This window comes from Streptomyces sp. NPDC093801 (genome assembly GCF_040701585.1).
GTDB lineage: Bacteria > Actinomycetota > Actinomycetes > Streptomycetales > Streptomycetaceae > Streptomyces.
In genome coordinates this window covers 43,612-62,841 of the sequence record NZ_JBFBDP010000005.1, presented here as the reverse complement: position 1 = coordinate 62,841, position 19,230 = coordinate 43,612, and the positions used below count along the sequence as shown (strand labels likewise).

Genomic DNA, 19,230 nt, shown 5'->3' with positions numbered 1-19,230 from the left:
GCATCCCCCGGGGAGACCCCCCGGATCGCCGGCCGGGGCGGCAGCCGGCCGGGCAGACGTGAGGCGGAGTTTTCGTGACCCGGATCGTGATCATCGGCGGCGGACCCGGCGGGTATGAGGCGGCCCTGGTGGGGGCCCAGCTCGGCGCGGAGGTGACCGTCGTCGACTGCGACGGCCTGGGCGGGGCGTCGGTGCTGACCGACTGCGTGCCCTCGAAGACCCTCATCGCGACCGCCGAGGTCATGACCACCTTCGACTCCTCGTACGAGGAGCTCGGCATCGTCGTCGCCGACGACACCCCGCCCATCGAGCAGGCCGCGCGCGTCGTCGGCGTCGACCTCGGCAAGGTGAACCGGCGCGTGAAGCGCCTCGCGCTCGCCCAGTCGCACGACATCACCGCGTCCGTGACCCGCGCCGGCGCCCGCGTCCTGCGCGGCCGCGGCAAGCTCGGCGGGCCGCAGGGCATCGACGGCACCCGTGACGTCATCGTCACCGCGGCCGACGGCACGGAGACGATCCTCACCGCCGACGCCGTGCTGATCGCCACCGGCGGCACCCCCCGCGAGATCCCCGACGCGATGCCCGACGGGGAGCGGATCCTGAACTGGACCCAGGTCTACGACCTGGAGGAGCTCCCCGAGGAGCTCATCGTGGTCGGCTCCGGTGTGACCGGTGCCGAGTTCGCCGGCGCGTACCAGGCGCTGGGCTCGCGGGTGACGCTGGTCTCCTCGCGCGACCGCGTGCTGCCGGGCGAGGACCCGGACGCGGCCGCCGTCCTGGAGGACGTCTTCCGCCGCCGCGGCATGAACGTCATCGGCCGCTCGCGCGCCGAGTCCGCCAAGCGGGTCGGCGACCGGGTCGAGGTCACCCTCTCCGACGGCCGGGTCATCAGCGGCACCCACTGCCTGATGGCGGTCGGCGCGATCCCGAACACCAGGGACATGAACCTGGAGGAGTCCGGGGTCCGCCTCAAGGAGTCCGGGCACATCTGGACCGACAAGGTGTCGCGGACCTCGTCGCCGGGCGTCTACGCGGCCGGTGACGTGACGGGCGTCTTCGCGCTGGCGTCCGTCGCCGCCATGCAGGGGCGCATCGCGATGTACCACTTCCTCGGTGACGCGGTGGCCCCGCTGAACCTGAAGACGGTCTCCTCGAACGTCTTCACCGACCCCGAGATCGCCACTGTCGGTTACACCCAGGCCGACGTGGACGCCGGGAAGATCGACGCCCGTGTCGTGAAGCTGCCCCTGCTGCGCAACCCGCGCGCCAAGATGCAGGGCATCCGGGACGGCTTCGTGAAGCTGTTCTGCCGTCCGGGCACCGGGATCGTCGTCGGCGGCGTGGTCGTCTCGCCGCGCGCGAGCGAGCTGATCCACCCCATCTCGATCGCCGTCGACAACAACCTGACGGTCGAGCAGATCGCAAACGCGTTCACCGTGTACCCCTCGCTGTCGGGTTCGATCGCCGAGGTCGCCCGCCAGCTGCACACGCGCAAGGCGGCCGGAGAGGCCTAGGCGCCCGCGCCGCCCGGATCCAACCGCCCCTCCCCGCACAGGGGTTGGGGCGGTTTTCGGATACGGGCGGCGGCGCCCGGGTGGACGCGGGGTGTCGGTTCGGACGCGTATACCACTTGTCCCCCCGCCGTATGGACAACTTCGGTATTCCGGCGCAAGGAGCTGAAACCAGACGGTCGTTGGGGTTACTGTCAGTTTCGTGTTCGCTGCTGAACGTCGCCAATTGATCCTCGAAATGGTGCGGGCCAACGGGGCGGTATCCCTCCGTGAGCTCGCCCGCGTCGTCCAGACCTCCGAAGTGACCGTACGGCGGGACGTGCGGGCACTGGAGGCAGAAGGACTCCTCGACCGCCGACACGGCGGTGCGGTCTTGCCGGGTGGTTTCACGCGGGAGTCCGGCTTTCCGCAAAAGTCCCATCTCGCGACGGCGGAGAAGACCGCCATCGCCGACGTGGCGGCCGGCCTCGTCGAAGAAGGCGAGGCCGTCGTCGTCGGCGCGGGCACCACGACCCAGGAGCTGGCCCGCCGGCTCGCCCGGGTGCCCGGCCTCACCGTCGTCACCAACTCGCTGCTCGTCGCCCAGGCACTGGCGCACGCCAACCGGGTGGAGGTGGTGATGACCGGCGGCACGCTGCGCGGGTCGAACTACGCCCTCGTCGGCAGCGGCGCCGAGCAGTCCCTCCAGGGGCTGAGGGTCTCGCGGGCCTTCCTGTCGGGCAGCGGCCTGACCGCCGAGCGCGGGCTGTCCACGTCCAACATGCTCTCCGCGAGCGTGGACCGGGCGCTGGTGCAGGCGGCGGCGGAGGTCGTGGTCCTCGCGGACCACACGAAGCTGGGCACCGACACGATGTTCCAGACGGTGCCGACGGACGTGATGACCCGGCTCGTGACGGACGAGCCCCCGCCGCACGACGACCGGGCCGCCACCGAGCTCCAGGCGCTGGCCGACCAGGGCGTGCAGATCACCGTGGCCGGCTCCGCCCCGGCCTCCGGCGGGCACGGCGGCGCCGGGGACGGCATGGCGGGCCGCAGGCAGCGCCGGGAGTCGCCGCTGCCGGTCCAGCGGCGCGGCGGGCCCACCGCCCAGCTGCGCAGCGCTCCCGCGTCGCTGCTGGAGCAGCAGGCGGGGGAGCGGGCGAGGGTCGCCGACATGCGGCGCCGCTAGCCGCGCGTCCCCCCGGAGCCCCCGGCCGGTGTCCACCGGGCCGTCCCCGCCAGGGCGGCCCGTCGGACACCGGCCGGCGGCGCGCTGGGGGACCCTGCGGGGGCTGGTCCCCTGCCCGCCCCTCGCCCGCTCACCGGGGCTCCGCCCCGGACCCCGTGCCGTGCGCTGCGCGCCCGGCGCTCAACGCCGCGCGGGCTGCATCCCGCCCCGCAGGGACGCGCGAAGGCCCCCGCCCCGGGGGACCAACCCGGGGCGGGGGCCTTCGTGACGTGCGGGGGCGTCAGTCCTTGATCTCGCAGATCGTCGCGCCGGAGGTGAGGCTGGCGCCGACCTCGGCCGTGAGGCCGACCACCGTGCCGGAGCGGTGCGCGTTCAGCGGCTGCTCCATCTTCATCGCCTCCAGGACGACGATCAGGTCGCCCTCGTTGACCTGCTGGCCCTCCTCCACGGCGACCTTGACGATCGTGCCCTGCATCGGGGACGCGAGGGTGTCGCCGGAGGCGGCCGGGCCGGACTTCTTGGCGGCGCGGCGCTTCGGCTTGGCACCGCCCGCGGCGGCCGTACGGGCCAGGGTCATGCCCAGCGAGGACGGGAGGGAGACCTCCAGGCGCTTGCCGCCGACCTCGACGACGACCGTCTCGCGGCCGGGCTCGTCCTCGGTGTCCTCGGCGGCCGGGGCCGCGAAGGGCTTGATCTCGTTGACGAACTCGGTCTCGATCCAGCGGGTGTGGACCGTGAACGGGTTGCCGCCGGCCGGGGCGAACGCCGGGTCGGTGACGACCGCGCGGTGGAACGGGATGGCGGTGGCCATGCCCTCCACGTTGAACTCCGCCAGGGCGCGCGCGGCGCGCTGGAGGGCCTGCTCGCGGGTGGCGCCGGTGACGACCAGCTTGGCGAGCAGCGAGTCCCAGGCGGGGCCGATGACCGAGCCGGACTCCACGCCGGCGTCCAGGCGGACGCCCGGGCCGGTCGGGGCCTCGAACTTGGTGACGGTGCCGGGGGCGGGCAGGAAGTTGCGGCCCGGGTCCTCGCCGTTGATGCGGAACTCGAAGGAGTGGCCGCGCAGGACCGGGTCCCCGTAGCCGAGCTCCTCGCCGTCGGCGATGCGGAACATCTCGCGGACCAGGTCGATGCCGGCGACCTCCTCGGTCACCGGGTGCTCGACCTGGAGGCGCGTGTTGACCTCCAGGAAGGAGATGGTGCCGTCGGTGCCGACCAGGAACTCGACGGTGCCCGCGCCGACGTAGCCGGCCTCCTTGAGGATGGCCTTGGACGCGGCGTAGAGCTCGGCGTTCTGGGCCTCGGAAAGGAAGGGCGCCGGGGCCTCCTCCACGAGCTTCTGGTGGCGGCGCTGGAGCGAGCAGTCGCGGGTGGAGACGACGACCACGTTGCCGTGGGAGTCGGCCAGGCACTGCGTCTCGACGTGGCGCGGCTTGTCGAGGTAGCGCTCGACGAAGCACTCGCCGCGGCCGAAGGCGGCCACGGCCTCGCGCACGGCGGACTCGTACAGCTCGGGGACCTCTTCGAGCGTGCGGGCGACCTTCAGGCCGCGGCCGCCGCCGCCGAAGGCGGCCTTGATGGCGATGGGCAGCCCGTGCTGCTCGGCGAAGGCGACGACCTCGTCGGCCCCGGAGACGGGGTCGGGGGTGCCGGCGACGAGCGGGGCTCCGGCGCGCTGGGCGATGTGGCGGGCGGCCACCTTGTCGCCGAGGTCGCGGATGGCGTGCGGCGGCGGGCCGATCCAGGTCAGGCCCGCGTCGATGACGGCCTGGGCGAACTCGGCGTTCTCGGACAGGAAGCCGTATCCGGGGTGGATGGCGTCCGCACCCGAGTCGGCGGCGGCCTGCAGGACCTTGCCGATGTCGAGGTAGCTGGTCGCCGGGGTGTCACCGCCCAACGCGAAAGCTTCGTCTGCCGCGCGGACGTGCAGAGCGTCCCGGTCCGGATCGGCGTAGACGGCTACGCTCGCGATCCCGGCGTCCCGGCAGGCCCGAGCAACGCGGACAGCGATTTCGCCACGGTTGGCGATGAGCACCTTGCGCACGATGGCTCCCTCCTTGAAACAAGCTGAGTTTAGGGACTGCCGACACGGCCTTTCGACCCTTCCCCGGTGGTGAGCTTGCCCACACAGAGCGTGATGCGAGTGCCCCTTGAGTGTGAAAACCCTTGTGTCGCCCCAGGTCAGGGAGATCCCCGACTGCACAGTAACCCCGTGGCGCGTCGGAGGTCTCTGTTCGGCGGGTCAGCGGCCCCTGCTGATTCTTTGTGGAGTCCCTACGAACGGCCTATGCATTCTTTGCGTGAGAGCCGTCACGGCACCCCTCCTGTAACGAAGCCGCCGCGACCCCTTGTCCGCAGGTTTACTCGTTAGTAGCCTCCGTGGCGTCGAACACGCTTGTGGCGTGGGAGGGATGGGGGCGTCGTGCTGCGCAGACTCGTGGCGGGGCTGGGCGCGCTCGCGCTCGTCGCCGAGGCGGCGGTGCTCGTGCTCGTCCATCTGGTGCTCGGCCGGACGACCGCCAACCAGTCGATGTCGGTCGCGGGCAGCGACCCGGACGTCATGTCCAAGGCGACCTACGGCCTGGGCGCGGCCATCGGCGCGTTCCTGCTGCTGACCGCCGCACTCCTCGCCACGGCCGCCCTGCGCGACCACCCGCCCGGCCGTATCGCCCGTCCCGTCCTGGTCGCCGCCGCCGTCACCCACGGGGTGCTCGGCGCCCTCGCCGTCGGACTCGTCGGCTGGGGCGCCTTCGCGGCGACGATGGCGGTCTTCTGCCTGATCGTGCTGACCCTGACCCTCTACGCCGACCGGGCGGCGCCGGCGGCACCCGGGAAGGGGCTCAGACCCACAATTCCGTGATGGAGACGTCCAGTTCCCCCAGCAGGGAGCGCAGCAGCGGCATCGACAGGCCGATGACGTTGCCGGGGTCGCCGTCGATGCCGTCGATGAACGCCGACGACAGCCCGTCCAGGGTGAACGCACCGGCCACGTGCAGCGGCTCGCCGCTCTCCACGTACGCCGCCACCTCCGCGTCCGTCGGCTCGCCGAAGCGGACCGTCGTCGAGGCCGTCGCCGAGACCTGGCGTCCGGTCGCCGTGTCGATCACGCAGTGCCCCGTGCGCAGCACCCCGGCCCGCCCGCGCATCGACTTCCAGCGGGCCGTGGCCTCCGCCGCGTCCGCCGGCTTGCCCAGCGCCTCGCCGTCCAGCTCCAGCACCGAGTCGCAGCCGATCACCAGCGCGCCGGCGGCCTCGGGGAGCTCCGCCACCACGCCCGCCTTGGCCTCGGCCAGGGCCAGCGCCAGGTCGGCCGGGTTGTCGTGGTTCAGCGTGTCCTCGTCGAAACCGCTGACGATCACGTGCGGGGCCAGACCGGCCTGCCGCAGCAGGTTCAGCCGGGCGGGGGAGGCGGAGGCGAGGACGAGCGTGCGTACGGTCATGGGGGCCATCGTAGGGCGGCCCGGGGGCCGGATCCCGGGGCGGACCTAGAACGGGGCCACGCCGAGCACGTACACGCCGACCAGCGTCGCCAGCAGCAGCACCACCAGCATCCGCCGCAGCATCGCCTGGGCGTCGCGCATGTCCTTGGGCGGCTCGTCCTTCGGGTCTGACCAGAGCATGCTCCGATCCTTGCCCCGGCACGCCGGCGGCGCCTGAGTACGGGTACTCAGGCGCCACCGTCCGTTCGCGCCATCTTCCCCCCGGCGGGGGGGACGGCTCAGCCCTGGCTGGGCCAGTACGTACGGCCCCACGCCCGCGGCCCCGGCCGCAGCGCGTGCCGGCGGGCCACCCGGCCCGGCGCGGCCCACTCGTCCGGGACCCGGGGCGCGCCCGACGGGGCCGAGGCCAGCGCCGCCGCGCGCAGTCGGACCACCGCCAGTGCGGCGGCCAGCTCCTCGGGGGTCGGGTTGCCCTTGACGACCTTGATCATCACTGTGAGCTCCTCGGGAACCTAGAGGGGGATGTTGCCGTGCTTCTTCGGGGGCAGCGACTCCCGCTTGGTGCGCAGCTGCCGCAGGCCCTTCACCACGTGGGCGCGGGTCTCGGACGGCATGGTCACCGCGTCGATGTAACCGCGCTCGGCGGCCGTGTACGGGTTGAGCAGGGTGTCCTCGTACTCGGTGATGAGCCGGGCCCGGGTCTCCTCCACCTCCTCCGGTGCGGCTTCCGCGATCGTGCGCCGGTGCAGGATGTTCACCGCGCCCTGCGCGCCCATGACGGCGATCTGGGCCGTCGGCCAGGCCAGGTTCAGGTCCGCGCCGAGGTGCTTGGAGCCCATGACGTCGTAGGCGCCGCCGAAGGCCTTGCGGGTGATGACGGTGATGAGGGGGACGGTGGCCTCGGCGTAGGCGTAGATGAGCTTCGCCCCGCGCCGGATGATTCCGTTGTACTCCTGGTCGGTGCCCGGGAGGAAGCCCGGCACGTCGACGAAGGTCAGCACCGGGATGTTGAAGGCGTCGCAGGTCCGCACGAAGCGCGCGGCCTTCTCCGAGGCGTTGATGTCCAGGCAGCCGGCGAACTGCATCGGCTGGTTGGCGACCACGCCCACCGGGTGTCCCTCGACCCGGCCGAAACCGGTGAGGATGTTCGGGGCGAACAGGGACTGGGTCTCCAGGAACTCACCGTCGTCGAGCACGTGCTCGATCACGGTGTGCATGTCGTACGGCTGGTTCGCGCTGTCGGGGATCAGCACGTCGAGTTCGAGGTCGGCGTCGGACACCTCGGTGTCCGCCTCCTCGGGGAACGACGGGGGCTCCGACAGGTTGTTCGACGGAAGGTACGCGAGCAGCGACTTCACGTACTCGATGGCGTCCTTCTCGTCGCCCGCCATGTGGTGCGCCACGCCCGAGGTGGAGTTGTGGGTGCGCGCACCGCCCAGCTCCTCGAACCCGACGTCCTCGCCGGTGACCGTCTTGATGACGTCCGGGCCGGTGATGAACATGTGCGAGGTCTGGTCCACCATGACCGTGAAGTCGGTGATGGCCGGGGAGTACACCGCGCCGCCCGCGCAGGGGCCGACGACCAGGCTGATCTGCGGGATCACGCCCGAGGCGTGGACGTTGCGGCGGAAGATCTCGCCGTACATGCCCAGCGCGCTGACGCCCTCCTGGATGCGGGCGCCGCCGGAGTCGTTGATGCCGATGACCGGGCAGCCGGTCTTCAGGGCGAAGTCCATCACCTTGATGATCTTCTGGCCGTAGACCTCGCCGAGGGCCCCGCCGAAGACGGTGAAGTCCTGCGAGAACACGGCCACCGGACGGCCGTCCACCGTGCCGTAGCCGGTGACGACGCCGTCGCCGTAGGGGCGGGTCTTCTCCAGCCCGAAGTTGGTCGACCGGTGCCGGGCGAACTCGTCCAGCTCGACGAACGACCCCTCGTCCAGCAGCAACGCGACCCGCTCACGCGCCGTCAGCTTGCCCTTGGCGTGCTGCTTCTCGACGGCACGCCCGGAACCGGCGTGCGTGGCTTCCTCGACTCGGCGCCGCAGGTCCGCGAGCTTGCCCGCGGTCGTGTGCATGTCGATCGGCTCTGAGGGTTGGGACATCGGGGTCGCGGCTCCCTGTGTGGTGTCAACTGCCTGGTCAATTGATTGACTGCTGCTGGCTACTGGTGCGTAGCGTATCGGCGGGCATGGCGCTCGGCAGTGCGGCGTTTGACACACCTACATTGGGTTGCATGACTCCACAAGATGCTTCAGCCGGAGCGACGTCGGGCCGCTGGTCGAGCCTGGACCGCCCGCCCCTGAACGCCTCCGCCCTCTCGCGGGCCCTCGTCGCCGAGGGCGGGCTGTGGACCTCGTTGGAGGTCGTCGCCTCCACCGGGTCCACCAACACCGATCTCGCGGCCCGGGCCGCCGAGCTGCCCGAGGGGGCCGTGCTGGTCGCCGAGGAGCAGACCGCCGGTCGTGGACGGCTCGACCGCAGCTGGGTCGCACCGGCCCGGTCCGGGCTGTTCTTCTCCGTCCTGCTCAAGCCGGGCCCGGGCGTGCCGGAGGAGCGGTGGGCGTGGCTGACCCTGCTCGCCGGGGTGGCCGCGGCGACCGGGCTCTCGCGCGCGGCGGGCGTGGACACCCTGCTCAAGTGGCCCAACGACCTGCTGGTGACCGTGGACGGCGAGGAGCGCAAGGCCGCCGGGATCCTCGCCGAGCGGGTGGGCGACGGGGTGGTCATCGGGATCGGCCTGAACGTGACCCTCACCGAGGACGAGCTCCCCGTGCCCGGGGCGGGCTCCCTGGCCCTGGCGAAGGCGACGGTCACGGACCGGGAGCCGCTGCTGAAGGCCGTGCTGCGGTCGCTGGAGGAGTGGTACGGGCGCTGGCGCGACGCCGCCGGGGACCCGGGGGACAGCGGGCTGCAGGAGACGTACGCCGCCGGCTGCGCGACGCTCGGCCGGCACGTCCGGGCCGACCTGCCCGGGGGCAGGACGCTCACCGGTACGGCCGAGGCGCTGGACACCGACGGCCACCTGGTCATCCGGACGGCCGAGGACGAGCGGGTGGCGGTGGGGGCGGGCGACGTGGTCCACCTCAGGGCGGTGCGGTAGCAGGGAGCCCGGGTGAGGCGCCGTAGGCCGGGTCCCGGCCCGGTGGATCCCCTGTCCGGCCGAAGCCCGCACGAGGCGCCTGAGCCGGAGGGGCGCGCCCGGCCCACGGGTCCGAGCGCGCGGAGGAAACCCGAGGTACGAGGGTTTTCGAGCACGCACGGACCCGTGGGCCGGGCTCCGGCGCCCCGGAGGCGAAGGAGCCTCCCGAAAGAGGGGGGAGTGAGCTACGGCACACCTGCCGTATGGTTTAGGCGATCCCGGTCCTCGCGGTGATCAACCGGTTCGGCTGTGCGCACGGAATGGACAGGAGGCGGCCCTTGACCGTCGACGACTCTACGTCCAGCGCGTCCTCGTCCGGCTCCGCGGGCGGCCCCGGAACCCCGATCGGGCGGGACCGGCACACCCCCTTCCACGAGGTGGACCACGCGGCCCAGCCCACGGCCGATCCGCTCGCCATCCGGCTGGAGCAGCTCATCCTGGGCGCCGAGCGCCGCTACACGCCCTTCCAGGCGGCCCGCAGCGCCGGCGTCTCGATGGAGCTGGCCTCCCGTTTCTGGCGGGCCATGGGCTTCGCGGACATCGGGCAGGCCAAGGCGCTGACGGAGGCCGACGTGCTGGCGCTGCGGCGCCTCGCCGGCCTGGTGGAGGCGGGGCTGCTGAGCGAGCCGATGGCGGTGCAGGTGGCGCGTTCCACCGGGCAGACCACCGCCCGCCTGGCGGAATGGCAGATCGACTCCTTCCTGGAGGGGCTCACGGAGCCGCCGGAGCCCGGGATGACCCGTACCGAGGTCACGTACCCGCTGGTCGAGCTGCTGCTGCCGGAGCTGGAGGAGTTCCTCGTCTACGTGTGGCGGCGCCAGCTGGCGGCGGCCACGGGCCGGGTGGTGCAGGTCGCGGACGACGAGGAGATGGTCGACCGGCGGCTCGCGGTGGGCTTCGCCGACCTGGTGGGCTTCACCCGGCTGACCCGGCGGCTGGAGGAGGAGGAGCTCGGCGAGCTGGTCGAGTCCTTCGAGACGACGGCGGCGGACCTGGTCGCGGCGCACGGCGGCCGGCTGATCAAGACGCTCGGCGACGAGGTGCTGTACGCCGCCGACGACGCGGCGACGGCGGCGGAGATCGCGCTGCGGCTGATCGAGACGATGGAGGCGGACGCGCAGATGCCGGAGCTGCGCGTGGGCATCGCGTTCGGGACGGTGACGACCCGGATGGGCGACGTCTTCGGGACGACGGTGAACCTGGCCAGCCGGCTGACGTCGATAGCGCCGAAGGACGCGGTGCTGGTGGACGGTGCGATGGCCGAGGAACTGGGCCGGGTGGGCGCGGCGCCGGTGTCGGAGAAGTCGGCGGAGAAGGAGGAGGGCGGCGGCTCGTACCGTTTCGCGCTCCAGCCGATGTGGCAGCGGCCGGTGCGCGGACTGGGTGTCGTGGAGCCCTGGTCGTTGACGCGGCGTACGCCTAAGATCCCCGGGTAACGTTCGTTAACTTTTCCGGGGAGAGTGTGCCGTGGGCAGGAGCGAGAGCCGTTACGGGGAGTTCGTGGCGGTGCGGCGGCACGGTGACGGCGACGTGGTCGCCGAGCTGGTGCTGGACCGGCCCAAGGCGATGAACGCCGTCTCGACGGAGATGGCGCGCTCCGTCTCCGCCGCCTGTGACGCGCTCGCGGCCGATGCCGGCGTGCGGGTCGTCGTGCTGACCTCGACCCACGAGCGGGCCTTCTGCGTGGGTGCGGACCTCAAGGAGCGCAACTCGATGTCGGACGCCGAGCTGGTGCGCCAGCGGCCGACCACCCGGGGTGCGTACGGGGGCGTGCTGGAGCTGCCCGTGCCGACGATCGCGGCGGTGCACGGTTTCGCGCTGGGCGGCGGCTTCGAGCTGGCGCTGGCCTGTGACGTGATCGTGGCCGACGCGACGGCGGTCGTGGGGCTGCCGGAGGTGTCGGTGGGCGTGATCCCGGGCGGCGGCGGTACGCAGCTGCTGCCGCGCCGGGTCGGGGCGGCGCGGGCCGCCGAGCTGATCTTCACGGCCCGCCGGGTGGAGGCGGCCGAGGCGCTGTCCCTGGGGCTGGTCGACGAGGTGGCCCCGGCCGGAGAGGACCGTGCGCGGGCCCTGGAGCTGGCCGCGGCGATGGCGGCGAACTCCCCGGTCGGGCTGCGGGCGGCCAAGCGGGCGCTGCGGCTGGGGCACGGCATGGACCTGGCGGCGGGGCTGGAGATCGAGGACGCGGCCTGGCGGACGGTGGCCTTCTCGGGCGACCGGGCGGAGGGCGTGGCGGCGTTCAACGAGAAGCGCAAGCCGGAGTGGCCCGGGCAGTAGGGCCGGTTGCGCGGCAGGGCCGGCCGTGCGGCGGTGCCCGTGCGGTGCCGGTCGTGCGGCGGCAGCCGCGGGGCGCGGTTTCGAGATCACCCAAAGTCGCGGTTTTCATCACTAAATCGGATAAAGCTCCCTAGTCTGGGGTGATGGGAGTTGACGGGCGGCTTCGGGCCGTCGTGGGCCTCGCGCAGGCCATGGCGGCGGCCTGCGCGCCGCGGGACAGTGTCCGGGCCGCCGCCCGGGGGGCCCGGCTGGCGATGGACGGCTCCTTCGCCGCCATCTCGGCCTGGGAGCGGGAGCGGGGCCGGCTGCGGGTCCTGGTGAACGAGGGGGAGCTGCGGGCCGGGGAGGAGGAGTTCCCCGAGGACGAGTCCTACCCGGTGCACGACTTCCCGGAGATCACCGAGTTCCTGCACGAGCGCTGGGTCGGCGGCGGCGGGCCGCACGCCTGGGTCGACAGCGCCGACGGCGGCCGGCCGGGACGCCGGAGCGCGGCCCTGAGGGCGCGGGGTCGCGGAACGTGCGTGGTGGCGCCGATCGTGCTCAGCGGGCGCGCCTGGGGGGAGCTGTACGTCGCCCGGAACGACGGGCTGCCCGGCTTCGACGACACCGATGCGGAGTTCGCGACGGTCCTGGCGGCCGTCGTGGCGGCCGGGCTCGCCCAGAACGAGCGCCTGGAGGAGGCCCGGCGGCTGGCCTTCACCGACCCGCTGACCGGCCTGGCCAACCGGCGGGCCGTGGACATGCGGCTCGACGGGGCCCTGGAGGAGCACCGGCGCACGGGTGCGGTGGTGAGCCTGGTCGTCTGTGATCTGAACGGCCTGAAGAAGGTCAACGACACCCTCGGGCACGCGACGGGCGACCGGCTGCTGGAACGTTTCGGCTCGGTGCTCAGCCTGTGCGGGGCCATGCTCGCGGGCGCACTGGTCGCGCGGCTGGGCGGGGACGAGTTCTGCCTGGTCAGCGTGGGCCCGTCGGCGGACGAGGTGGTGCGGGTCACCGAGGAGGTGTGCGCGCGGGCCGCCTCGCTGGAGCTGGGGGAGGGCGTGGCCTGCGGGGTCGCCTCCACCGGGGACCCGATCGGGCCGGTGAAGTCCTCCCGGCGGCTGTTCCGGCTGGCGGACGCCGCCCAGTACAAGGCGAAGGCCGCCCGGTCGGTGGGCCCGGTGGTCGCGGGGCGGGACACCGCGGTGGTCCGGCTGGCCGACGCCGCGGCGCGGGAGGCTCCGGGCGAGCGGCGGCGGTTCCGGGGGCGGCAGCAGGACCTGTAGGTGCAGGTGGGGCGGGCGCTGTCGGCGGGGTTGATCCGTAAGGGGTAACCAGCGGACCCGATCGTGACATTTTTGGCTAGTGACATGAAGGGATTCAGTCCGTAGGGTGCTGAATATGGATATGCACACTGTCGTGGTGGGGACCTCCGGGACCACCGCCGAGGACGTCATCGCCGTCGCCCGAGGCAACGCGCGGGTCGAGCTGTCCGGCGAGGCGCTCGAAGCCCTCGGCCGCGCCCGCGAGATCGTCGACGCGCTCGCCGCCAAGCCCGAGCCCGTCTACGGCGTCTCGACCGGCTTCGGCGCCCTCGCCTCCCGGCACATCAGCCCCGAGCTGCGCGCGCAGCTCCAGCGCAACATCGTCCGCTCGCACGCCGCCGGCATGGGCCCGCGCGTCGAGCGCGAGGTCGTCCGCGCCCTGATGTTCCTGCGCCTGAAGACGGTGGCCTCCGGGCACACCGGCGTACGGCCCTCCGTCGCCCAGACCATGGCCGACCTGCTCAACGCCGGCATCACCCCGGTCGTCCACGAGTACGGCTCCCTCGGCTGCTCCGGCGACCTCGCGCCGCTCTCCCACTGCGCCCTCGCCCTCATGGGCGAAGGCGACGCCGAGGGCCCCGAGGGCGTCGTCCGCCCGGCCGGCGAACTCCTCGCCGAGCACGGCATCGAGCCCGTGGAGCTCCGTGAGAAGGAGGGCCTCGCCCTCCTCAACGGCACCGACGGCATGCTCGGCATGCTCGTCATGGCCCTCGCCGACCTCCACACCCTCTACAAGTCCGCCGACATCACCGCAGCCCTCACCCTCGAGGCGCTGCTCGGCAGCGAGAAGGTCCTCGCGCCCGAACTGCACGCCATCCGCCCCCACCCCGGCCAGGGCGCCGCCGCCGCCAACATGGCCGCCGTCCTCAAGGGCTCCGGGCTCACCGGCCACTTCCAGGAGGAGTCCGCACCGCGCGTGCAGGACGCCTACTCCGTGCGCTGCGCCCCCCAGGTCGCCGGCGCCGGCCGCGACACCATGGCGCACGCCGCCCTGGTCGCCTCCCGCGAGCTGGCCTCCGCCGTCGACAACCCGGTCGTCCTGCCCGACGGCCGCGTGGAGTCCAACGGCAACTTCCACGGCGCGCCCGTCGCCTACGTCCTGGACTTCCTGGCCATCGCCGCCGCGGACCTGGGATCCATCGCCGAACGGCGCACCGACCGGCTCCTCGACAAGAACCGCTCGCACGGCCTGCCGCCGTTCCTCGCGGACGACGCCGGCGTCGACTCCGGCCTGATGATCGCCCAGTACACGCAGGCCGCCCTGGTCAGCGAGATGAAGCGGCTCGCCGTTCCGGCCTCGGCCGACTCCATCCCCTCCTCCGCCATGCAGGAGGACCACGTCTCCATGGGCTGGTCGGCGGCGCGCAAGCTGCGCACCGCGGTCGACAACCTGACCCGCGTCATCGCCATCGAGCTGTACGCGGCCACCCGCGCGCTGGAGCTGCGCCACGGCCTCACCCCGGCCCCGGCCAGCCAGGCCGCCCTCGCGGCGGTCCGCGCGGCGGGCGTCCAGGGCCCCGGCCCGGACCGCTTCCTGGCCCCGGACCTCGCGGCGGCCGACGCCTTCGTCCGCGCGGGCGGCCTGGTGGCGGCGGTGGAACCGGTGACGGGCCCGCTGGCGTAACCCACCCCGGCCAAGGAGGCCGCGCCCCCGGAACCCCGGGGGCGCGGCCTCCGGCGTTCGCGGGGTGCGGGGGCCGGCTTCCGCCCCGGCGAGGGGCCGGTGGCGGGCCGGCGCCCGCCCGAATGGCGACGCCCGGCTACCCCGCCCGGGAGCGGCGGATCGAGAAGGTGACGAAGCCGGCTCCCAGGCCCAGGCAGAGGGTGCCGCCCATGACGTACGGGGCGGTGTCGACGCTGCCCGTGTCGGCCAGGGAGAGGACCGTGACCGTCGCGGGGCGCGCCTCCGGGGCGATGGTGCCGTCGCCCGTGCCGTCGCCCGTGACGGTGCCCGTGTTGGCGGCGGCGGGGGCCCCGGAGGAGGTCTCGGGCTCCGGAGCGGTGGCGTTCGCCGACGGGACGAACCAGAGGGCGGCGAGGAGGGTGGTCGCTCCGAGAGCGGTGAGCAGCGGTCGACGTGCGGACACGGTGCGATCCCCCTTGCGGAAGCAGCGAATTGGCCGTGTGCGCAGATGCTAGTGAAAGGGGCGGGTCGCGGGAAAGTCGAGGCTGTCAGGGGCTTACTCTCCGTCGTATGAACCCTTCTGAGACATCACGATACGTACGGCTTCGGGTTGATTTGGTGCTGGAGGTGACGGATTCCGATGCCCTCATCGGTGCCGCCCTCGACCACATCAAGGCCGACGAGTTCATGCCGGACGAGGAACGCGGCCACGCCGAGTCCGCCGTGAGGGAAGATGAGTCCGAGGCCCTGGCCTACCTCGTCGACCCGACCGACCTTGTCGTCGAGCTCGCCGGCGTGGAGCTGGCACAGGCCTCCTGGAGCAGTGAACCCGTCGAATACGACCCCGAGTCCCTGGAGTGGGACCTGGGCGAGGAAGATGGGGTCTTCGAAGAAGAGGCCGACAACGCCTGACCGTGGGGTTGCACACATTCGAACGGAGTGTGGAACCGAACCGCGTCGTTAACGCGTTGTCAGGACGTGCAGGGGGTGATCCCCCCTGCCCGGCCCGATCCCGGGAATGCAGCCTCGGGGTTTCCGGCAACGATGGAGTGACGTGTGAGGACGTACAGCAAGCGGCGGCGAAGGTCCCTGGTGGCCGTGTCCGCCGTGCTCGGTGGCGTACTGATGCTTTCGGCCTGCAATGACGGGGGTTCCGACAAGTCTCAGGGCGGGGACGCGGCCAAGTCGCAGGCCGATGTCGACGCGGCGGCGGCGAAGGACGCCTCCAAGGCGAAGATAGCGATCACGCCCAAGGACGGCGCCACCAACATAGCCACGACCGACGGGGCGAGCGTCGCGGTCAGTGACGGAACGCTCACCAAGGTCGAGCTGAAGAGCTCGGACGGCGCGGCCGTCGCGGGCAAGATCTCCGCCGACGGCAAGAGCTGGAAGCCGGACGCCGCGCTGAAGCGCTCCACGAAGTACGCCCTGGCGGCGACGGCGAAGGACGAGGCCGGGCGCGAGGCGCACGAGAACGCGTCCTTCACGACGCTCTCGCCGGAGAACAGCTTCATCGGCGACTACACGCCGGAAGAGGGTCAGACGGTCGGCGTGGGCATGCCGGTCTCGATCAACTTCAACAAGCCGATCAAGGACATGAAGGCCGTCCAGGCGGCCATCACGGTCACCTCCAGCAGCGGCCAGGAGGTCGTCGGCCACTGGTTCGGCAACCAGCGCCTGGACTTCCGTCCGGAGCAGTACTGGCAGGCGAACTCCACCGTCACCCTGAAGCTGGCGCTCCAGGGCGTTCAGGGCGCGCCCGGCATCCAGGGCGTGCAGAACAAGACCGTCACCTTCAAGATCGGCCGGAGCCAGGTCTCCACGGTCGACACGAAGACCAAGAAGATGACGGTCACCCGGGACGGGCAGGTCCTCAAGACCATCCCGATCTCGGCGGGCTCCCCGGAGAACCCGACCTACAACGGTCAGATGGTGATCTCCGAGAAGTTCAAGGAGACCCGGATGGACGGCTCCACGGTCGGCTTCAAGAACAGCGAGGGCAAGGGCGAGTACGACATCAAGGACGTCCCGCACGCGATGCGGCTGTCCACGTCGGGCACGTTCATCCACGGCAACTACTGGGGCGCCGACTCCATCTTCGGCAGCGTGAACACCAGCCACGGCTGTGTCGGTCTGAACGACACCAAGGGTGCCAACGACCCGGACACGGCCGGCTCCTGGTTCTTCGAGAACTCGCTCATCGGCGACGTGGTCACCGTGGTGAACTCCCCGGACAAGACCATCAAGCCGGACAACGGCCTCAACGGCTGGAACATGAGCTGGGCGGAGTGGAAGGCCGGTCCGTCCGCGTGACGCCGGCTTGACGTGAAGCGGCTGTGAGCCGATCGACGGCGGGGAGTCCCCAGGGACTCCCCGCCGTTCCGCTTTTCCACCGCCGGGCACCTTCGGCCGCCGCCGGGCATGGAAGCTGTGAGCGAGCTGTGGATTCCGGTTCTCCGGCCCGTTCTTATCCTTCTCTCATCCGGGGCTTATCCGTCCATCACGGGTGCTCCCTAGCTTCGCCCGCATGTTCTTCACCTACCTCCGGCGCGAGCTGCGCCGACGCCGGAAGGCCGCGCTCGTCGTCGCCTCGGGGCTCGCCCTCGGCATCGCCCTCGTCATCGTCGTCACCTCCGTCTCCGCGGGCATGGCCGCGGCACAGGAAAAGGTCCTCCAGTCGCTGTACGGGCTCGGCACGGACATGACCGTCACCAAGGCGCAGAAGCCCCCGCAGGAGGGCTCCGAAGGCAGCCGTCCCAGGTTCCGCTTCGACGCCAGGGACGAGGGCGCGGGCGCCGACGGCCAGCAGAGCAGCGACATGGTGATCCCCCAGGGCTTCGAGACCCTCGACGCCGCCACGGTCGCCAAGGTCGACGCGCAGGACGGGGTGGCCGAGGCCGTCGGCGGGCTCAGCCTCCAGGTCGTCAAGGTCAACGGCCAGTTCAAGCGCGGTGAGATCCGTCGAGGCCAGGGCGGCCAGGGCGGCCAGGGCGGCCGGGGTCCCGGCGGCGCGGGCGGCGGCGCGGGTGACACCGTGCAGGGCGGCGGAGCCGACTTCGACGTCAACTCCTTCTCCGTGTACGGGACGGACGTCGCCCAGCCCGCCATGGGCCCGCTGACCACCTCGAAGATCACCTCGGGCCGCGGCTTCCAGACGGGCGAGGCCGACGCCGCCGTCGCCGTCCTCGACAGCGCCTACGCGCAGAAGAACAAGCTCGACGTGGGCGTCGAAGTCACCGTCAAGAACACCAAGTTCAAGGTCGTCGGCATCGCCACCGCCGACAGCGGCGACGCCGCCGCCAACCTCTACGTCCCCCTCAAGCAGGCCCAGGCCCTCGCCGGCACCCCCGACAAGATCACCACGGTCTACGTCCGGGCGAAGGACTCCCAGGCGATCGGCTCCGTCAAGCAGGCCATCCAGAAGAACGTCCCCGACACCACCGTCACCACCTCCGCCGACCTCGCCGACACCGTCTCCGGATCGCTGTCCACGGCCTCCTCCCTCGCCTCCACCGTCGGCACCTGGCTCTCCTACACCGTCCTCGCCGCCGCCTTCCTCGTCGCCGGCCTCCTCACCTCCTCCGCCGTCTCCCGCCGCGTCCGCGAGTTCGGCACCCTCAAGGCCCTCGGCTGGAAGAGCAGCCGCGTGACCCGCCAGGTCGCCGGAGAAGCCCTGGTCAACGGCCTGATCGGCGGTGTCCTCGGGATCGGTCTCGGACTCGCCGCCGCGTACGCCATCACCGCCGCCGGCCCCAGCCTCACCGCGCACCTCGGCGGCGGCGGGGGCGCGGGCCGGGGCGCGGGCGGCGGCGGGGGCCGGATGTTCGGGCAGGGCGCCCGCCACGCCGCCGCCAAGGCCGTGGACGTGGCCCTCACCGCGCCCGTCTCCCTCTCCACCATCGGCCTCGCCGTGGCCCTGGCCGTCGCGGGCGGCCTCGTCGCGGGCGGCTTCGGCGGCTGGCGCGCCTCCCGGCTGCGGCCGGCGGACGCCCTGCGCCGCGTCGAGTAGCCCGCGCACGTCCGCCCGTACGCACACACCACCACCCGAGGGAAGAAGATGTACCAGCTCACCGGAGTCACCAAGCGCTACCAGCGCGGCAAGCAGACCGTCGACGCGCTCGCCGGCGTCGACCTGACCATCGAGGACGGCGGCCGGCTCGTCATCCAGGGACCCACCGGCGGCGGCAAGTCCACCCTGCTCCAGATGCTGGGCGGACTCGACCGGCCGACCGCCGGCCAGGTCGTCCTTGACGGGGTCGACCTGGCCGCGATCTCCGAGGCCCGGCTCACCAAGGTCCGCGCCGAGAGCATCGGCTTCGTCTTCCAGTCCTTCAACCTGATCCCGACGCTCACCGCCCAGGAGAACGTCGAGACGGCCCTCGTCCCGCTCGGCCTCAAGGCCGCCGAGCGGCGCACCCGGGCCGCCGAGGCGCTGGAGTCGGTCGGACTCGGCGAGCGCACGGGCCACCTGCCCGCCGAGATGTCCGGCGGCCAGCAGCAGCGCGTCGCGATCGCCCGCGCCCTGGTGAAGAAGCCGAAGGTGCTCCTCGCCGACGAACCGACCGGCAACCTCGACGAGTCCACCCGCGACGAGGTCATGGACCTGCTGGAAGGCCTCTGGAAGGACCACGGGCTGACCTTCGTGATGGTCACCCACGACAGCGCCCTCGCCAAGCGGGCCCCGCGCGTGGCGACGATCAAGCGGGGGCGGGTGACGGTCACCGAGAACCTGCTGAACCGCCACTGAGGCCGGCCCGCCGG

General features: G+C 72.4%; 18 protein-coding genes. 12 read left to right on the top strand and 6 right to left on the bottom strand.

Going from position 1 to position 19,230, the window contains the following annotated elements:
• The first annotated feature begins 74 nt into the window (after positions 1–74).
• On the top strand, positions 75–1,514 hold the full coding sequence (locus AB0469_RS06925) for an NAD(P)H-quinone dehydrogenase (protein ID WP_366450301.1): 1,440 nt from the start codon (positions 75–77) through the stop codon (positions 1,512–1,514).
• Positions 1,515–1,713: 199 nt separating this feature from the next.
• Positions 1,714–2,679: a DeoR/GlpR family DNA-binding transcription regulator gene (locus AB0469_RS06920; RefSeq protein WP_366450300.1), complete on the top strand. Its 966-nt coding sequence runs from the start codon at positions 1,714–1,716 to the stop codon at positions 2,677–2,679.
• Positions 2,680–2,959: 280 nt separating this feature from the next.
• Here the strand turns inward: AB0469_RS06920 and AB0469_RS06915 are convergent, their stop codons facing one another.
• Positions 2,960–4,723 (bottom strand): biotin carboxylase N-terminal domain-containing protein, encoded by a 1,764-nt coding sequence (locus tag AB0469_RS06915; protein ID WP_366450299.1) that lies wholly within the window; start codon positions 4,721–4,723, stop codon positions 2,960–2,962.
• Between the two features lie 378 nt (positions 4,724–5,101).
• Here AB0469_RS06915 and AB0469_RS06910 point away from each other — a divergent pair, with 378 nt between their 5' ends.
• Entirely contained in the window at positions 5,102–5,539 is a 438-nt protein-coding gene (locus tag AB0469_RS06910) for a hypothetical protein (RefSeq protein WP_366450298.1), read from the top strand.
• Here the strand turns inward: AB0469_RS06910 and AB0469_RS06905 are convergent.
• From AB0469_RS06905 to AB0469_RS06890, 4 genes are all read right to left on the bottom strand, one after another.
• Positions 5,520–6,128 (bottom strand): nucleoside triphosphate pyrophosphatase, encoded by a 609-nt coding sequence (locus tag AB0469_RS06905; RefSeq protein ID WP_366450297.1) that lies wholly within the window; start codon positions 6,126–6,128, stop codon positions 5,520–5,522. The two genes, AB0469_RS06910 and AB0469_RS06905, sit on opposite strands and share 20 nt — an antisense overlap.
• 36 nt (positions 6,129–6,164) lie before the next feature.
• On the bottom strand, positions 6,165–6,299 hold the full coding sequence (locus tag AB0469_RS06900; protein ID WP_344163986.1) for a hypothetical protein: 135 nt from the start codon (positions 6,297–6,299) through the stop codon (positions 6,165–6,167).
• 98 nt (positions 6,300–6,397) lie between these two features.
• Complete coding sequence (locus AB0469_RS06895; protein ID WP_366450484.1) at positions 6,398–6,610, bottom strand: acyl-CoA carboxylase subunit epsilon; 213 nt, start codon at positions 6,608–6,610, stop codon at positions 6,398–6,400.
• Between the two features lie 21 nt (positions 6,611–6,631).
• Positions 6,632–8,224: an acyl-CoA carboxylase subunit beta gene (locus AB0469_RS06890; protein ID WP_366450296.1), complete on the bottom strand. Its 1,593-nt coding sequence runs from the start codon at positions 8,222–8,224 to the stop codon at positions 6,632–6,634.
• Positions 8,225–8,355: 131 nt separating this feature from the next.
• On the opposite strand from AB0469_RS06890, the gene AB0469_RS06885 reads away from it, so the two are divergent.
• From AB0469_RS06885 to hutH, 5 genes are all read left to right on the top strand, one after another.
• On the top strand, positions 8,356–9,222 hold the full coding sequence (locus tag AB0469_RS06885) for a biotin--[acetyl-CoA-carboxylase] ligase (RefSeq protein WP_366450295.1): 867 nt from the start codon (positions 8,356–8,358) through the stop codon (positions 9,220–9,222).
• A gap of 317 nt (positions 9,223–9,539) precedes the next feature.
• A complete protein-coding gene (locus AB0469_RS06880) occupies positions 9,540–10,697 on the top strand; it encodes an adenylate/guanylate cyclase domain-containing protein (RefSeq protein WP_366450294.1) in 1,158 nt (385 codons plus the stop codon).
• A gap of 31 nt (positions 10,698–10,728) precedes the next feature.
• Positions 10,729–11,538 carry an enoyl-CoA hydratase-related protein gene (locus AB0469_RS06875; protein WP_366450293.1) on the top strand — a complete coding sequence of 270 codons (810 nt, stop codon included), beginning with the start codon at positions 10,729–10,731 and terminating at the stop codon, positions 11,536–11,538.
• A gap of 143 nt (positions 11,539–11,681) precedes the next feature.
• Positions 11,682–12,806: a GGDEF domain-containing protein gene (locus tag AB0469_RS06870; RefSeq protein WP_366450292.1), complete on the top strand. Its 1,125-nt coding sequence runs from the start codon at positions 11,682–11,684 to the stop codon at positions 12,804–12,806.
• 121 nt (positions 12,807–12,927) lie between these two features.
• Positions 12,928–14,469: a histidine ammonia-lyase gene (gene hutH / locus AB0469_RS06865; RefSeq protein WP_366450483.1), complete on the top strand. Its 1,542-nt coding sequence runs from the start codon at positions 12,928–12,930 to the stop codon at positions 14,467–14,469.
• Between the two features lie 136 nt (positions 14,470–14,605).
• Here the strand turns inward: hutH and AB0469_RS06860 are convergent, their stop codons facing one another.
• Positions 14,606–14,932 carry a hypothetical protein gene (locus AB0469_RS06860; RefSeq protein WP_366450291.1) on the bottom strand — a complete coding sequence of 109 codons (327 nt, stop codon included), beginning with the start codon at positions 14,930–14,932 and terminating at the stop codon, positions 14,606–14,608.
• A gap of 164 nt (positions 14,933–15,096) precedes the next feature.
• Between AB0469_RS06860 and AB0469_RS06855 the strand changes: the two genes are divergently transcribed.
• The 4 genes from AB0469_RS06855 to AB0469_RS06840 all read left to right on the top strand — a co-directional run bounded on the left by AB0469_RS06855 (position 15,097) and on the right by AB0469_RS06840 (position 19,216).
• Positions 15,097–15,381, top strand: a complete 285-nt coding sequence (locus AB0469_RS06855; protein ID WP_366450290.1) for a hypothetical protein — start codon at positions 15,097–15,099, stop codon at positions 15,379–15,381.
• 144 nt (positions 15,382–15,525) lie between these two features.
• Positions 15,526–16,782: an Ig-like domain-containing protein gene (locus AB0469_RS06850; protein ID WP_366450289.1), complete on the top strand. Its 1,257-nt coding sequence runs from the start codon at positions 15,526–15,528 to the stop codon at positions 16,780–16,782.
• A 214-nt stretch (positions 16,783–16,996) separates the two neighbouring features.
• Positions 16,997–18,478 carry an ABC transporter permease gene (locus tag AB0469_RS06845; protein WP_366450288.1) on the top strand — a complete coding sequence of 494 codons (1,482 nt, stop codon included), beginning with the start codon at positions 16,997–16,999 and terminating at the stop codon, positions 18,476–18,478.
• A gap of 48 nt (positions 18,479–18,526) precedes the next feature.
• Entirely contained in the window at positions 18,527–19,216 is a 690-nt protein-coding gene (locus AB0469_RS06840; protein ID WP_366450287.1) for an ABC transporter ATP-binding protein, read from the top strand.
• The last annotated feature ends 14 nt before the right edge of the window (positions 19,217–19,230 follow it).

What these genes read in the sequence shown, in the direction of transcription:
- AB0469_RS06905 (WP_366450297.1), bottom strand. Translation starts at nt 6,128, where the DNA reads ATGGCCCCCATGACCGTACGCACGCTCGTCCTCGCCTCCGCCTCCCCC.
- AB0469_RS06900 (WP_344163986.1), bottom strand. Translation starts at nt 6,299, where the DNA reads ATGCTCTGGTCAGACCCGAAGGACGAGCCGCCCAAGGACATGCGCGAC.
- AB0469_RS06895 (WP_366450484.1), bottom strand. Translation starts at nt 6,610, where the DNA reads ATGATCAAGGTCGTCAAGGGCAACCCGACCCCCGAGGAGCTGGCCGCC.
- AB0469_RS06890 (WP_366450296.1), bottom strand. Translation starts at nt 8,224, where the DNA reads ATGTCCCAACCCTCAGAGCCGATCGACATGCACACGACCGCGGGCAAG.
- AB0469_RS06885 (WP_366450295.1), top strand. Translation starts at nt 8,356, where the DNA reads ATGACTCCACAAGATGCTTCAGCCGGAGCGACGTCGGGCCGCTGGTCG.
- AB0469_RS06870 (WP_366450292.1), top strand. Translation starts at nt 11,682, where the DNA reads ATGGGAGTTGACGGGCGGCTTCGGGCCGTCGTGGGCCTCGCGCAGGCC.
- hutH (WP_366450483.1), top strand. Translation starts at nt 12,928, where the DNA reads ATGCACACTGTCGTGGTGGGGACCTCCGGGACCACCGCCGAGGACGTC.
- AB0469_RS06845 (WP_366450288.1), top strand. Translation starts at nt 16,997, where the DNA reads ATGTTCTTCACCTACCTCCGGCGCGAGCTGCGCCGACGCCGGAAGGCC.
- AB0469_RS06840 (WP_366450287.1), top strand. Translation starts at nt 18,527, where the DNA reads ATGTACCAGCTCACCGGAGTCACCAAGCGCTACCAGCGCGGCAAGCAG.